Origin of the sequence: Streptomyces spinosisporus, assembly GCF_022698145.1 — a bacterium.
Classification (GTDB): domain Bacteria; phylum Actinomycetota; class Actinomycetes; order Streptomycetales; family Streptomycetaceae; genus Streptomyces; species Streptomyces spinosisporus.
In genome coordinates, this window is record NZ_JALDAX010000002.1 from 612,494 (window position 1) to 627,890 (window position 15,397).

Here is a 15,397-nt window from a genome sequence, read left to right on the forward strand (position 1 = left end):
AGCCAGGGGCGGGCCCGAAAGAACCACGCGTGGCTTGCTGGAGCGATGAGACGTACGGGTCGTGCCGTATGTCGTGGGACCTCGTTCCAGGGATGTGGCCGGACGGCAGGGGACAGCAGCCCGGTCACCCAAGAGAACGGTCGGCTCCGGGGACGCCCGGGGCCGACCGGCGGAAAATGCAAAAATGCACAACCTTGGGTGAAACGGTTGCGTAGGTCCCGCCCAGCCAGCACGATGCGTACAACGCCCCAAGTCCCGCCGCAGACAACTGCATTGCTTGCACCTCCATACCGTCATAGGTCGAGACCACCCGTGCGCCCCCTCCGCGCCGGGGCGGCGACCAGGGCGCACGAGACAAGCGGCGCAACCCCCCGGCGCCGCTCCCAGGCACCGGCGCTGCCCTGACGTCGGTGCTGACGAAAGAAGGGCCCCGCGGCCCGGGCACACCGAACGCCGCGGGGCCCTTCGCCCGCCCGCCGCGGCACCCCTCCTGCGCCACGTATCGGCTGTGACCCGGGCCACATAAGAATTCTGTGAACACCGGCACAACCATTCACCGGCTTCACTGATCCAACCTGGCGAATCAGGGCCCACACCCGCGCCCCACACGCGGAGCCCTCCCACTGGACTCCCATGAGGTTTTCATGAAGCTGCGTCGTGCCATGGCCACTGCGGCCGCGACCGCTGTGATAGCGCCCCTCGCCCTGCTCTCGGCCCCGGCCGCATTCGCGGACGAGGACCCCAGCACCTCGACGAGCAGCGCCCCTGCCGAAGCCACCGCCTCTCCCTCCGCGACCGAGAGCGCTCCGGCCACCGAGAACAGCACCACCCCCGCGGACGGCGAGACCTCGCCGTCCCAGACCGAGACCACTCCGGCGGACAACGGCGCCGGCAGCCCCGCCGCCGGCGACACCGGCTCCCCCTCCCCGACCGGGAGCAGCAGCCCGAGCACGTCGGCGTCGCCGAGCCCCAGCGAGAGCGCCCCCGAGGGCGGCGAGCTGTGCGTCGACGAGAACGGCGAGAGCACCGCCGAGCTCAGCGAGCACCTCAAGAGCGGTCTGTCGGGTCTGCCGGACACGATCGTGGCGGGCAGCGGCTGGACCGCGTTCTCCTTCAACGTGTCCAACCACGGTGACCAGGAGATCAAGGACATCAAGCCGCTGATCGGCGTCGCCGCCATCGGCTGGGACGACGCGAAGGACTACTCGGGCGAGATCAAGGTCCAGGTCTTCGACAAGGCCACCAAGTCCTGGCAGACGATCGCGGACGCGGCCGGCGAGGGCGGTACCTTCACCGCGTTCTCGCTCGGCGCCGGCCAGTCGGTCTCCTACAAGCTGCGCCTCAGCGTCAGCGGCAAGGTGCCGGACTCGCTCGGCCTGACCGGCGGTCTCGCCGAGTACGCGGACGAGCAGGGCTGCTGGCTCGCCGACGACCCGAACGGCTGGGCCTACTTCTTCGACATCCTGGGCGCCGGCTCCGACCCCGGCAAGCCGGGCGACGCCAAGCCGCAGACCGATGGCATGAAGCCGATCAAGAACGTCAACGAGGTCGACGCCACCGGCAGCCTCGCCGAGACCGGCTCCAGCTCCGCGCTGCCGATGATCGGCCTCACCGGCGGCCTCGCCGTCGCGCTGGGCGCCGGCGCGGTCTTCGTGGTGCGCCGCCGCAAGGCCGGGACGCCGACGGCGTAACGCGTAACCCCGGAGCGTCCTCCGGTACATGAGAAGGACCCGCACTCGGAGGGGGGTGCGGGTCCTTCTCATGTCCGGTCACTTCTTCGGCGGCACCGCCGGCATCCCAAGGAACGGCAGCTTCAGTGCGCCGAAGGCGCCCGCCGGGACCGCGGGGTTCGTCGGCTCCACCGGCTTGAGGCGTTCGTACGCCGCTCCCTGGGCCGGACGCGGGTCCTCCTCGCCCTTGTTGGGCCAGTACGACATCGCGCGCTCGGCCTGGGCGGTGATGGTGAGCGAGGGGTTCACGCCCAGGTTGGCCGAGACCGCGGCGCCGTCGACGACCGAGATGCCGGGGTGGCCGTAGAGGCGGTGGTACGGGTCGATCACGCCGGTCTCGCGCGAGGAGCCGATCGGGCAGCCGCCGAGGAAGTGGGCGGTGAGGGGGGTGCCCATCAGCTCGCCGACGTTGGAGCCCGCGAAGCCGTTGATGTCGGCGGCGATGGCGGAGGCGCTCTCCGAAGCGGCCCTGATCTGCTTGGGGTTGGGGGCGCCGTGGCCCTGGCGCGCGGTGAGCAGGCCCTTGCCGACGCCGTCCGGTTTCAGGAACGTCGTCAGGGAGTTGTCCAGGGACTGCATCACCAGGCCGATGATGGACCGCTCCGACCAGCGGTGGTTGGACAGGGAGCGCAGCACCAGCATGGGGTGGCGGGCGGCGTTGCGCAGCCAGGCCAGCACCCTGGACGAGCCCTCCGCGTAGGGCACCTGGAGGATCGACAGGCCGCCCATCGAGTTGGAGCCCTTGCCGTAGCGGACCGGCTCTATGTGGGTGTTCTCGTCCGGGTGGATGGAGGAGGTGATGGCGACGCCGCGGGTGAAGTCGACCTTCGGCTCGCCCGTCACCTTGCGATAGCGGCGGTTGTTCGTCTGCGCGCCGACCAGCGCCTCGGAGTTGGTCCGGGTCAGCTCGCCCAACTTCTCCGAGATGTACGGCAGTTGACCGCCGGCCTTCATACGGTGCAGCAGGGTCTGGGTGCCGTAGGTGCCGGCGGCCAGCACGACTCGGCGGGCCTTGAAGGTGCGTCCTGCCGCCTTCTTCTTGTTGTCCGTGGGCAGGGTCGCGACCGCGAACCCGCCGCGCGAGTCGTCCGTGACCGACACGACCGTGGTCATCGGGTGCACGACCGCGCCCGCCTTCTCGGCGAGGTACAGGTAGTTCTCGTTGAGGGTGTTCTTCGCGCCGTGCCGGCAGCCCGTCATGCACTCGCCGCACTCGGTGCAGGCCTTGCGGGCCGGGCCCGCCCCGCCGAAGTAGGGGTCGTCGACCTGCTGTCCGGGGGCGGCCTTCACCTTGCCCTCGGCGTCCTTTCCGTCCCCGAAGAAAACCCCGACCGGCGCCATGTGGAAGGTGTCCCCCACGCCCATCCGCTCGGCGGCCGCCTTCAGATGCACGTCGGAGGGGGTCATCGTCGGGTTGAGCCGTACACCGAGCATGCGCTGCGCCTGGTCGTAGTACGGCTTCAACTCCTCCTGCCAGTCCGTGATGTCACGCCACTGGGGGTCGTCGAAGAACGGCTTCGGCGGTACGTAGAGGGTGTTGGCGTAGTTGAGGGACCCGCCGCCCACTCCCGCGCCGGCCAGGACCATGACGTTGCCGAGCAGATGGATGCGCTGGATGCCGAACATGCCGAGCTTCGGCGCCCAGAGGTAGTTCTTCAGGTCCCAGGAGTTCTTGGGGAGGGACTCACGGGTGAAGCGGCGGCCCGCCTCGAGGACCCCCACGCGATAGCCCTTCTCGGTGAGGCGCAGGGCGGTGACCGAACCGCCGAAGCCGGATCCGACCACGATGACGTCGTAGTCGTAAGCGTCGTTGCTCACGCGCACTCTCCTCTAGCGGAACCGGAACGCCTTCATGAGCCTGAGGCTCCGGCTCATGAACTGGGCGTACTTCTCGTCGTCCATTCCCAGCGACGGTGCCATCGGCAGCAGGCGCTGCGTGGCGACCGTCTGGGCCTCCGTGTACTTGAGGATGCCCTCGGAGCCGTGCCGGCGGCCGAGGCCGGAGTCCTTCATGCCGCCCATGGGCGACTGGACGCTGCCGTAGGCGGGGGCGTAGCCCTCGTTGACGTTCACGGTTCCCGTGCGCAGCCGGGCGCCGACCGCCCGGCCGCGGCTCGCGTTCTTCGTCCAGACCGAGGAATTGAGGCCGTACGGCGTGGAGTTGGCGTGCTCGACCGCCTCGTCGTCGGTCTTGAAGCGGTAGATCGAGACGACCGGGCCGAAGGTCTCCTCCGTGCACACCGACATCGGCTCGGTCACGCCGTCGAGGATGGTCGGCTCGAAGAAGTACGGGCCGATGTCCGGGCGGGCGACGCCACCGGCGACGACCTTGGCGCCCTTGGCGACGGCCTCCTCGACATGCCGGGTGACCGTCTCCAGCTGGCGCTCCCCCACCAGCGAGCCCATGTCGGCGCCGTAGGCGAGGGACTTGCCGAGCCGCATGGCCTTGGTGCGGGCGGCGAAACGCTCCAGGAAGGCGTCGGCGATCGACTCGTGGACGTACAACCGCTCGATGGAGATGCAGAGTTGGCCCGCGGAGGAGAAGCAGGCGCGGATGGCGCCCGCGGCCGCCTTCTCGATGTCGGCGTCCTCCAGGACCAGCATGGCGTTCTTGCCGCCGAGTTCGAGGGAGACGCCGACCAGGCGGGCGGCGGCGCTCTGGGCGACCTCGCGGCCGGTGCGGGTGGAGCCGGTGAAGGAGACGTAGTCGGCGTGCTTGACGACCTCGGGGCCGACGACGGGGCCGTCGCCGAGCACGATCTGGAAGACGTCGGCGGGCAGGCCGGCTTCGATCAGCAGGTCGCGGGCCCACAGGGCGGTCAGGCAGGTCTCCGTGTCGGGCTTCATCACCACCGCGTTGCCCGCCACGAAGGCCGGGAGCGCGTCGCCGACCGACAGCTCCAGGGGGTAGTTCCAGGGGGCGATCTGGCCGACGACGCCGCGCGGGTGGCGCAGCTCGGTGACCTTGGTCAGCGTCGGGATCGCGCCCGTGTGCCGCTTCGGCTTCAGATACGCGGGAGCCCGGCGGCCGTAGTGACGGGAGGCCACGGCGACGGCCTGGACCTCCTCGTGCGCGTGCAGCCGGGCCTTCCCGGTCTCCAGCTGGATGAGGTCGAGGACCTCGGCCTGGCGGGCCAGCATCAGATCGTGGAAGCGGAGCAGGACGGCCGCGCGCCGGCGGACCGGCGTCCGCGCCCATACGGCCTGGGCGGCGCGGGCCGCCGCGAAGGCCTTGGCCACATCCTCGGGCGTGGACTCCGGCAGATCGGCCAGCTTGTCGCCGGTGAACGGTGTGTGGTTGGCGGTACGGCCGGAGCCGGCCACGCCCTTGGTCAGCTGGGCCACCAGCTCGGGCGTCACCACGTCGGCGGCCGTACGGGCACCCTGCGGAGCAGGGGCGAGGGGATTCGTGCCGGTCTTGGCCGGGGCTTGCGCGTCCGTCATGAGGGGGAGGGTATGCCGGTGCGCAGCCTTTGGGTACCCGTCGGTAACGCGGCTTCACCGACTGCTCACACGATGCCAGTGCTCACTGGCAACGAACCCGCTGATCAGGGCTTGTGCAGGCAGACCGGATACCGATCAGGCTTTTTCGATGACAAGTCGGTCACGCGCGCCCTTGAAGAGCGCCGTGCCCTTCTTCTCGTCCGGGGCGCCCTTGGGCATGTTGACGCGCAGTTCGTACAGCCGGCCGTCGTCGGTCCGGATCATCAGCTGCATCACCCGGGTCGGGGAGTCGTCCAGGCCGAAGGCGGTGTCGGCGAGGACGGCCTCATGGCCGTGGAAGGTGGTGCGGGTGTACTGGGTGCGCGCGTCGCTGTTGTAGCCGTCCCAGATGGCGTGGGCCTCCTGCGCCTCGGCCATCGGGGAGCGGGGCGCCTTGTCCCACTCGGTGAGGCGGACGTAGACGTCGCTCTCGATCTCGTCGTACTCCACGAGCCGGGGCGGGTCGTCGGTGCCGCCCTGCCGGGCGGAGACCCGGTACCGGCTCGGCAGATACAGCACCGCGCGCATCGCCTTCTCACGGTGCGCGGTCCAGGCGTCGGCGCCGGGAGTCGGGGTCTCGGCGCGCGCGGGCGCCTCGGTGAGCGTGGCGGTGTGCTGCGTGGCGTCGTCGTCGCCCGGCCCTGTGCCGTAGGAGGCGCCGAGCCAGGAGGCGCCGACGACCAGGGCGCCGAGCGCGGTGAAGAGTACCGGGCGGCGCGGTAAGGGGCGGCGCAGCGGGGAGCGCCCGGGGTCCTCCGGGGCGGGGTGCGGGACGCTTGTGGTGGGGGGTTCGGGCGACGGGTCGGGGGTCGTGACGATGGCGGTGGCCGTGGCGGTGGGGCGGGCTTCGGGCTCGGGTATCGGACGGGCGTCATCGGTGTCGGCGTGAGTGCCGGTATCGGTATCGGTATCGGTATCGGCAGCGTCGTCGCCGACGCCGTCGGCATCCGGCTCGGCACCGCCAGACGTCTCCGCGCCGGCCTCCGGCTTCGGCATCAGTCGTACGGTTCCCACGTCGTCGGCGAACTCCCGCAGCCCCGTGGTGTCCTGGGCCCGCGCCGCCCCGGCCTCGACCGAGGGCACCGGCCACCCCTCGGCGACCGCCTCCAGGACCGCCGCGGCCTCCTCGGCGCCGGGCCGCTGCTCGGGGTCCTTCACCAGCAGACGGGTGATCAACGGACCGAGCGGTCCGGCCTGTTCGGGCTCGGGCGGATCGGAGGCGATGACCGCGGCGAGCGTGGACTCCAGCGTCGTACGCCGGAACGGGGACGCGCCTTCCACGGCCGCGTACAGCAGGACGCCGAGCGACCACAGGTCGGAGGCGGGGCCCGCACCGCGGCCGGACATCCGCTCGGGGGCGACGAACTCCAGCGAGCCGACGAACTCCCCGCTCATCGTGAGGGATTCCTCGCCCTGGACATGCGCGATGCCGAAGTCGGTGAGGACGACGCGGCCGTGGGCGCCGAGCAGGACGTTGGCGGGTTTGACGTCCCGGTGGACGATTCCGACGGAGTGCGCGGCACGCAGGGCGCCGAGCACCGCGAGACCGATACGGGCGGCCTCGACGGCGTCGACCGGCCCGCGCTGCAGCACCTCGTGCAGGGACTCGCCGCGGATCAGCTCCATCACGATCCAGGGCAGTCCGTCCTCCTCCACGACGTCGTGGATGGAGACGGCGGCCGGGTGGTCGACGCGGGCGGCTGCGCGGGCCTCGCGGTAGAGGCGGTGGGCCGCCCGCTGATGGTGCTCGTCCTCCGGATCACCCGGCAGCCGGGGCTGCTTGACGGCGACGTCGCGCTGCACGAGTTCGTCGTACGCCTGCCAGACCGTGCCCATGCCGCCGGAGCCGATGCGCCCGGTCAGCCGGTAGCGCCCGCCGACCAGCCGGCCGTCGCGTGCACGTTCGCCGCCTTCGCTCATGCCTCATCAGTACCGTGCGCAACGGCGAGTTGTCGACGCGGGGACACGGGGGTCCACGCTCAGGGCTTGGTGATGTCGATGTTGGCGAGCGCCGTCTTCGCCACCTCGCGGCCGCGGGCCGTGAAGTCGCCCTTGCCCGGGTAGCTGACGGTGACCTTGTACATGTCGCCGGCCTTGGTGCGGTAGTACCAGATCTGCAGTTCGCGGGGGCGCGGGTTCTGGCTGTCGTCGGTGGTGTAGATGACGGTGTTCTCGGCCGCGGGCTTGCCCTTGTAGGTGATGTTGTCGTCGGGCCTGGTCGTGGGCCCCTCGGGCATGCTGAGGTCGTACGCGCCGTCGCTCTTGAAGCGCTCGTTGTCGGCGTACATCTGCGAGGCCGCGGAGTTCTTGATGTCGTTGAGGGAGTCGTCGGACTTTTTGGAGAGCTGTACGCCGACCCAGACGGCACCGCTCGGGTCGATGTACGTCACCCAGTTCTTGTCGGAGTCGTCCTTGCCCGGACGATTCGCCTCGTACACCGCGGGCACCCCGAGCGTCACGCCGAGCCGGGGGTTCGCCTGCTTCTTCCAGCCGTCCGGGAGCGGCCCCGCGAACGGATCCGCGAGGACCAGATACGCAGCCACCGCCGCGGCGACGACACCCGCGCCGATGCCGAGCAGCGTCTTCCGCCCGAGCCGGATGCCCCGGGTGACGATCTGCACCGGCTGCGTGGGCGCGGTGGCCACGGGCGCCGGAGGGTTCGCGGCCTGGGACAGCAGCGCCCGGGTCTGAGCAGCGGTCGGACGCCTCAGCGGGTCCTTGTCCAGCAGCCCCGTGATCAGCTCGGCCAGCGGTCCCGACGCCGAAGCGGGCGGTGCGGGCGTGGCGTTGAGGACCGACTGGAGCGTGGCCGGCGTGTTGCTGCGGCGGAACGGCGAGACGCCCTCGGTGGCGGCGTAGAGCACCACGCCCAGGGACCACAGGTCGGAGGCCGGGCCGGGACGCTGGCCCAGCACCCGCTCCGGGGCGATGTACTCGGGCGAGCCGACGAAGCCGCCGGTGTCCGTCAGATTGGTCTCGCCCTCGATCTGGGCGATGCCGAAGTCGGTGAGGACGACACGGTCATGACGGCCGAGGAGCACGTTGTCCGGCTTGACGTCGCGGTGCAGGATGCCCGCCGCGTGCGCGGCCTCCAGCGCGCCGAGCACCTCGAGGCCGATCCTGGCGGCCTCGCGCGCGTCCAGCGTGCCCTCCTGCAGGGCGCTGCCGAGCGAACGGCCGTGCACCAGCTCCATGACGATCCACGGCTGGCCGTCGACGACCGCCACGTCATGGACGTTGACCACGGCCGGGTGGTCGAGACGGGCCGCGGCACGTGCCTCGCGGCGCATCCGCTCGAAGGCGTTGGCGCGTTCGCGATCGGGAAGATGATCGGGGACGCGCGGCTCCTTGACGGCGACCTCACGGTCGACGGTCTCGTCCTTGGCGCGCCACACGGTGCCCATGCCGCCGTGCCCGAGCTTGGCGAGCAGCCGGTACCGTCCCGCGATGAGCCGCCCGGCACCCGGGTCCTGCGCGGGCTGCGGCTGCGGCGGGACGACCTGCGTGGGCGCCGGGTGCGCGTTGGCGCGGTCCGGCGGTTGCAGAACAAAACTCGTCGTCTCGTCGGACTCGCGACCGGTTCCCCCGTTGCTGCTCATGGATCCATCCATATCGCGTCGGGCCCTCCCGTATCCACCGAGAATGCTTTCCGGTCACAGACCCGTGACGCGCACTGTCGCTTATCTCCCTTTTATGCGCGTACGAAGGCGTCGTCCTATGCGCGTACGAAGGTGTCGATCGCGACGTCGAAGTACTCCTTCGCCTCGCGCACCTTCCCCACGGGCGCCGACACCCACACGTCGTACATCCGCCCGCCCTCCTCCCAGCACAGGTCATAGGTGTGCCGGGGGCCCTCCGCGGCGCTGAAGCCGTTCCAGGTGAACTCCCACAGGGCGGCGGGGTGTCCGTGCCGCGTGGTCGAGGTGACGCGGCCGTCGCGGTAGCCGGGGTTCGTGTCGGGGCCCTCGGCGGCGGCCCGCCGCATCACCGCGAGTGGGCCGCCGGACTCGGGAGCGGTGACCTTGATGCCCAGGCGGAAGGTTTCGCCCGGCGACTCGTAGAAGATCCGCTCCCCCTGCGGCCTGCGGGTGAAGCCCTCGGGGACGGCGAGAGAGAAGCCGGCCGGGTCGTCGGCGACGCGGTAGCCGGACGGGGCGGAGGGGAGCCCGGGCGCGGTGGCGCCGGGGACATGTGTCGTGCCGGTGGCGCTGGGTGAGGGGGACGTACTGGGAGAGGGGGACGCGCTGGGTGAGGGGGACGCGCTGGGTGAGGGGGACGCGCTCACCGACGTACGCGGTCCTGAACTCGACGGTGTGCCGTCGCCGCCGCCGTTCATCAGCAGCGCCGCCGCCGAGATCCCGGCGCCCGCCATCGCGGCCACCAGCAGCGCGGCCACCAGCGTGCCGCGGGTGGACTGCCGGGTCTCGGCGCCGGACGGCGGCACGGGCGAGGGGGGCGGCGCGAGGGCGGGCGGACGGGGCACGTCCCGCTGGGTCGGGGTGCGGACGGGCTCCGGAATACGGCCCGTCGCGCGGAACGCGCGCAGCATCCGCTCCGCCTGGTCCGCGTCCAGCCGCCGGTCCGGATCGCGCTCCAGCAGGCCCCGTACGACGGGCAGCAGCGGCTCGGCCTGCGGGGGCGGCCGTATCTCGTCGAAGACGACCGCGTGCAGGATGCCGCCCAACGAGTCGCGCCGGAACGGCGATTCACCGCTCAGCACGGTGCACAGCAGCGCGCCCACCGACCACAGGTCGGACTCCGGGCCGGTCCTGGCCCCGGACATCCGCTCCGGCGCGGTGTACTCGGGCGAGCCGACGAAGGAGCCGGTCTCGGTGAGCGTGGTGGCGCCCGCGACCTGGGCGATGCCGAAGTCGGTGAGCACGACCCGGTTCGAGCCGGACTCCAGCAGGACGTTGGCGGGTTTGATGTCGCGGTGCAGCACACCGGCCGCGTGCGCCGTGCGCAGTGCGCTCAGCAGGTCGATGCCGATCCGGGTGGCCTCGGCGGCGTCCACCGGCCCCCGTTGGGCGACCCGGTCGGCGAGGGAGCCGCCGTCGATCAACTCCATGACCAGATAAGGGCGTTCGTCGTGCTCCACCACGTCATGGACGACGATGATGTGCGGATGGCGCAGCTGGGCCACGGCCCGGGCCTCGCGCAGCGTGCGGTCGCGCTGTCGTTCTACCTCCTGCGGGGAGAGCGTCTCGTCGAGGTCGAGGGGTATCTCCTTGACCGCCACCTGCCGGCCGAGCAGTTGGTCGGTCGCCCGCCAGACCACGCCCATCCCGCCGCGGCCGACCCGCGCCTCGAGCCGGTAACGGCCCGCGATGACACGGACGTTCTCCCCCTCGGTCCCCATGCGCCCCATCATGCACCACCGGACGGACCGCCTCCGGGGCGCTGATCGGCCAACTCCGGCTACTGGGAGGTCTTTTCCTGCCAGCCTCGAAGTACGGCCTTGAACTGCTTGCTCGCCTTCGCCCAGTCATTGGCCGGCGACGACATGTAGAGCGCGTACTCCGTGCCCTCGCGGGAGAAGTAGGTCTCCTCGATGGCGTGCCGCGGCCCGGGGACGTAGGGCGGATCCTTGGCCAGCGCCGTCCAGGTGTACTCCCACACGGAGCCGTCACGGTCGCGGTAGAGGTTCTTCTCCAACTGGAGGCGCTGGTAGTCCACCAACCGCTGAAGCTGCTGTTCCAGGTCGAGTTGATGCGCCCGGGCGTCGTTGAAGTCCGACGAGATGTCGATCGAGATACGCAGGAAGTGCTTGCCGTTGTCGGGCGAGTAGTCGACCTGCCGGAGGTCGTCGGGGACACCGACGACCGACCGCTTCCACCCCTTGGGCAGCCAGACGCTGAAGCCCCAGGGGTCGTCGTAGCGCTGCCAGGAGGCGGGGACTCCGCCCGTGGGGCCGGGGGTGGAACTGCCCGACGGAGCCGGACTCTGCGAGGCCGAGGGGTCGCCACCCTGCCGCCCCTCGTCGTACTGCTTCCACGCCACCGCGCCGCCCGCCCCGACGATCGCGGCGAGGACGAGGGTGAGCGCGACGGCGCGCAGCCGTCGGCGCTTCGGCGCGGGCACGGGCACGGGGCCGGTGGGGCCGGTGGGGCTCGTGGGCAGTCCGACCGGTCCTGCCGGTCCGACCGGCGTGGGCGCCGTCACCGATGGATACGGCGTCGAGGAGCCGTGCTGCGGCCCGGTGTTGACGGCGGTCTCGTACGAGGCGACCACATGTTGCGTGGGCACATACGCCTGCGCGGCGTTCGAGCGCCGCCCCTCCGCCACCTCGGCGAGCATCTGCTCGGTGTCGGCCGCGCTCGGCCGTGCCGCGGGGTCCTTGTGCAGCAGCGCGGCCATGACGGGTCCGAGCGGCCCCGCGTACCGCGGCTCGGCCGCGTCCTCCTCGACGACCGCCTGCATCGTCGACAGCGGCGAGGTGCGGCGGAACGGCGACCTGCCCTCCACCGCGGTGTAGAGCGTGGCGCCGAGCGCCCACAGGTCGGAGGCGGGACCCGGGTCGTGGCCGCGGACCCGCTCGGGGGCGAGATAGTCGACCGAGCCGACGACCTCGCCGGTGCGGGTGATCGTCGTGTCGCCCTCGATCTGGGCGATGCCGAAGTCGGTGAGCAGCACGCGCCCGTCGTGGCCGATGAGCACATTGCCGGGCTTCACGTCGCGATGCAGTACGCCGGCGGAGTGCGCGGCGCGCAGCGCCCGCAGCACCCACAGTCCGATGCGCGCGGCCTCGGCCGTCTCGACCCGCCCGCGCTCCTTGACCGCGTCGGCCAGTGAGTGCCCCTCGACCAGCTCCATCACGATCCACGGACGGCCGTCGTGCTCCAGCACGTCATGGACGGTGACGACCGCGGAGTGGTTGATGCGCGCGGCGGCGCGCGCCTCCGCCCGCGTGCGCGCGAGCAACCGCTCCTGGTCGCTCTCGGACACATAGAGCGCGGCGGTCAACTCCTTGATCGCGACGGCCCGGTGCAACACCTCGTCGTGTGCCCGCCACACGCGGCCCATGCCGCCGCTGCCGATCGAGTCGGCGAGCCGGTAGCGGCCCGCGACAAGCTGGCCCTGCATCTGATTCACGTTGCCCCGCAATGCTCTTGACAGGGTCAGACTAAGGACCCGCCCGCGAACAGGGAACCAGCGGGGTCCCATGGAGACCGCACTGTGACGGTTGTCGCTTCTTTGCGTATGGCGCAACCGTCCGCGCCCTTCACCGAGCCGTCACACACCGCTTCAGTCGGTCACCTGATACGTCGTGGACGCCTGCTCGTAGAACTTCGTCACCTCGTCCCGCTGCGACTCCGGCCCGCGCACCTGCACGATGTGGTACCGCCCGTCGATGAGCATCGCCACATTGCGCACGTAAAGGTCGCGTCCGCCGCCGTCGGTCCAGGTGAACTGCCCCTCGGCCATGGTCCGCGTGCCCACGGTGACGGTGCGCAGCCCGGTCGCGGTGGCCCAGCTGGAACTGCGGTACGGCTGCAACTCGTGCTCCGTGTCCCGCTGGTACGCCATCGGGTCGCTGCCGTAGGTGACCGCGCCGTCCCGTCCCTTCACGACGAAGAGCTCGAAGTCGCCGTGCGAGTAGACCACTTGGTTCCACGTGTTCTTGTCCGCACGCGACCAGCCCTTGGCCACGGCGATCTTGAAGCCCTCCGGGTCCTTGCGCAGGGTGAAGCCGTCGGCGACACCGGGTCCGGTGGTCTGACTCTGCGTCGCTCCGGCCGACTTGGAGGGGCTGGGGCTCTTCTCGTTCTCGGACTTCGGCGAGGTCTGGTCGGGGCGCGGCTCGCTGCTCGCGTCCGGGTGCGACGGCGAGGGGACCGGCCCGGCCTCGCCCGCGCTGCCCGTACGGTCGCTGCCCGCCGCGCCGTCCTCACCCGCCTTCGGCATGAAGAGCATCGCGTACGCGATCGCCGCGGCCAGCAGGAGCAGCACCAGCAGAAGCAGGGTGCGGCCGAGTCTGCGCGGTGACCTCACATCCTTCTTGGCCCGCTTGTGCCGTCCGTGCGGGTTGGCCGCGGGCAGTCCGGCGCGGCGCCTGCGCACCAGCTCGCCCCGCCGCCGTACGACCGGCAGCCGGCTGGTGTCGGCGGGCGGTGCCGCTATGACATGCGCACCGGCGTCGGGCTCGGGCGCGGACCGCACGAGCGAGCGCAGCCAGCCGCGCAGCTCCTCGAAATCCAGCCGCTCGGTGGGGTCCTGACGCAGCAGGGACTCCACGACCGGCCGCAGCGGCCCGCACTCCTCGGCGAAGGCGGGCGGCTCGGCGCACACCATCTGCACCAGCTCGGCCGTCGACTCCTCGGGATAGGGCGCATGTCCCTGTACGGCCCTGAAGAGCAGTGCGCCGAGCGCCCACAGGTCGGTCGCCGGTCCGATCGGCGGCGCCAACTGCCAGTTCTCGTGCACCGGTCCGGCCTGCTCCGGCGCCCAGCGCTCCGTCACGGGTCCCACGACGGCCATCCGGGCCTGCCGGGCCCGCTCGGCGGCGAGCGGCGTGGCGGGGCCCCTGGCGGGGAGGCCGGGAGCGCCGGCGGTGCCAGGAGCTCCGGCCGATCCGGCGACGAGGTCGTCCCAGCGACTGGGCGGCGTCGCGCCGGGCGGCAGGGGCGCGGGGGCGGAACCGGGCCCGGGACCGGGCCCGGGACCGGGCAGGGCGGGGTTGCCGGGGGCGGGTGCCGGAACTCCCGCGGGGGGTGCGGTGTTCAGGCCGGGGGCCGGGGCGCCGGGCGCCGAGGGGGCGCCGGAGGTCGTGCCGGGTGTGGTGCCGGAAGTGGGGGTGGTGCCGGGCGGTGCCGTGTGCGCACCGGTGCCATTGCCGGTGCGCGTGCCGCCCGGAGGCAGCGCCGTGCGCCCGCCCTGGCCGCCTTGGCCGGCCTGGCCGCTCTGGCCGCTCGCGAGGCCGGACGCTCCGTTGACCCCGGGCGTCGCGGGCCCGCCGGCTCCGGCCCGGGGTGCGGCGCCGTGCCAGGAGGTGGCGTTCACGCCGTACGGGTCGGCTATCTGGCCGGGAGGCGTGGAGGTGTGCTGCGTACTCTCGTCCGAAGTCTGCGTCTGCGCCGAGCCGTTGGACTGCGCGGCGGGACCGCCCTCGGGTGCGGAACGGGCACCGGGAAGCGCACCGGGCAGTGCCGCCCGCCCGTTCTGCTGTGCCTCCTGCACCCTGGCCGCGGCCCGGGCGCCCGCCCGGTACGCCGCGATCGCGCCCGCCCGCGCGGCCCTGATGTCCCCGCCGCTTTCGAGTGCCTTGGGCGCGAAGGCACTTGTCGCTCCCGCGCCGTGCGCCGTGTCCGTCCCGGCGGGCGGCAGACCTCCGGCGGCCCGCGCCCCGATGGCGGCCCGCCGGGCGGCCTCGGGATCGGCGTCGACCCCGACGAGACCGCTCTGAGCACCGTGAGCGCCCTGAGAACCGTGAGCGGCCTGAGCACCCTGCTGAGCATGGGCGCCCTGAGCCGGCAGCCCGCCGGGCGCCCCCGGGGCGCCTGGCGAGGCGTCCAGCGCTCCGAAACCGCCGCCGTCGTCACTCTCCGGAGCCGGCACCGGGTCGTAGCCGCACAGCGCCTCCTCCGCCGCGCCGACCGCGAGCCCGGTCAGCATCACCCGTCCGTCGTCGCAGACGAGCACCGTACGGGCCGTGATGTTGCGGTGCACCCAGCCGTGGGCGTGCAGCACCCGCAGGGCCATGAGGACGTCGGAGGCCACCTCGGCGGCGCGGTACGGCGTCAGCGGCTTCTCGGCGAGCAGCGCCGCCAGCGGCCGCGCCTCCACCAGCTCGCTCACGATCCACAGCGAACCGCCCTCGGCGAACACGTCGAAGACCTGGTCGAGCCGCGGATGGTCGGGGATGCGCGCCGCGGCCTGCGCGGCCTCCACCGCGCGCCGTACGGCCGGGTCGGTGGGCCGTCGTGTGCCGGTGCGCGCGGCGGACCGGACACCCCGGTCACGGGCGGTGAAACCGTCGGGCAGCCCCTCCGCGTCGAGCACCTCGGCCTCGACGACCTCCGGCAACGGCACCTGCCTGACCAGGACTTCCTGTCCGCTGTAGGTGTCGAAGGCCCGGGTGTCGGTCAGTTCGTACTCGTCGGCGGGCGGCAACGGCAGGCGGTAGCGGTCGGCAAGTACCCGGCCCGCATAGTCGTCCACGTTGCCTCCCCCGGCCGCCCGGTTGG

General features: G+C 72.1%; 8 protein-coding genes. 1 reads left to right on the forward strand and 7 read right to left on the reverse strand.

Annotation, left to right across the window (positions count from 1 at the left end; genetic code table 11):
- Positions 1 to 644: 644 nt before the first annotated feature.
- Entirely contained in the window at positions 645 to 1,691 is a 1,047-nt protein-coding gene (locus MQN93_RS07980) for an LAETG motif-containing sortase-dependent surface protein (RefSeq protein ID WP_242708897.1), read from the forward strand.
- A gap of 78 nt (positions 1,692 to 1,769) precedes the next feature.
- Here the strand turns inward: MQN93_RS07980 and MQN93_RS07985 are convergent, their stop codons facing one another.
- The 7 genes from MQN93_RS07985 to MQN93_RS08015 all read right to left on the reverse strand — a co-directional run bounded on the left by MQN93_RS07985 (position 1,770) and on the right by MQN93_RS08015 (position 15,371).
- Positions 1,770 to 3,548, reverse strand: a complete 1,779-nt coding sequence (locus MQN93_RS07985) for a GMC family oxidoreductase N-terminal domain-containing protein (RefSeq protein WP_242708898.1) — start codon at positions 3,546 to 3,548, stop codon at positions 1,770 to 1,772.
- A 12-nt stretch (positions 3,549 to 3,560) separates the two neighbouring features.
- On the reverse strand, positions 3,561 to 5,174 hold the full coding sequence (locus MQN93_RS07990) for a succinic semialdehyde dehydrogenase (RefSeq protein ID WP_242708899.1): 1,614 nt from the start codon (positions 5,172 to 5,174) through the stop codon (positions 3,561 to 3,563).
- A 135-nt stretch (positions 5,175 to 5,309) separates the two neighbouring features.
- Positions 5,310 to 7,133 carry a serine/threonine-protein kinase gene (locus MQN93_RS07995; protein ID WP_242708900.1) on the reverse strand — a complete coding sequence of 608 codons (1,824 nt, stop codon included), beginning with the start codon at positions 7,131 to 7,133 and terminating at the stop codon, positions 5,310 to 5,312.
- A 59-nt stretch (positions 7,134 to 7,192) separates the two neighbouring features.
- On the reverse strand, positions 7,193 to 8,812 hold the full coding sequence (locus tag MQN93_RS08000) for a serine/threonine-protein kinase (RefSeq protein ID WP_037782254.1): 1,620 nt from the start codon (positions 8,810 to 8,812) through the stop codon (positions 7,193 to 7,195).
- A 116-nt stretch (positions 8,813 to 8,928) separates the two neighbouring features.
- On the reverse strand, positions 8,929 to 10,572 hold the full coding sequence (locus MQN93_RS08005; protein WP_242708901.1) for a serine/threonine-protein kinase: 1,644 nt from the start codon (positions 10,570 to 10,572) through the stop codon (positions 8,929 to 8,931).
- Between the two features lie 59 nt (positions 10,573 to 10,631).
- Positions 10,632 to 12,296 carry a serine/threonine-protein kinase gene (locus MQN93_RS08010; protein ID WP_242708902.1) on the reverse strand — a complete coding sequence of 555 codons (1,665 nt, stop codon included), beginning with the start codon at positions 12,294 to 12,296 and terminating at the stop codon, positions 10,632 to 10,634.
- A 162-nt stretch (positions 12,297 to 12,458) separates the two neighbouring features.
- Positions 12,459 to 15,371 (reverse strand): serine/threonine kinase C-terminal domain-containing protein, encoded by a 2,913-nt coding sequence (locus MQN93_RS08015; protein WP_242708903.1) that lies wholly within the window; start codon positions 15,369 to 15,371, stop codon positions 12,459 to 12,461.
- Between the last annotated feature and the right edge of the window lie 26 nt (positions 15,372 to 15,397).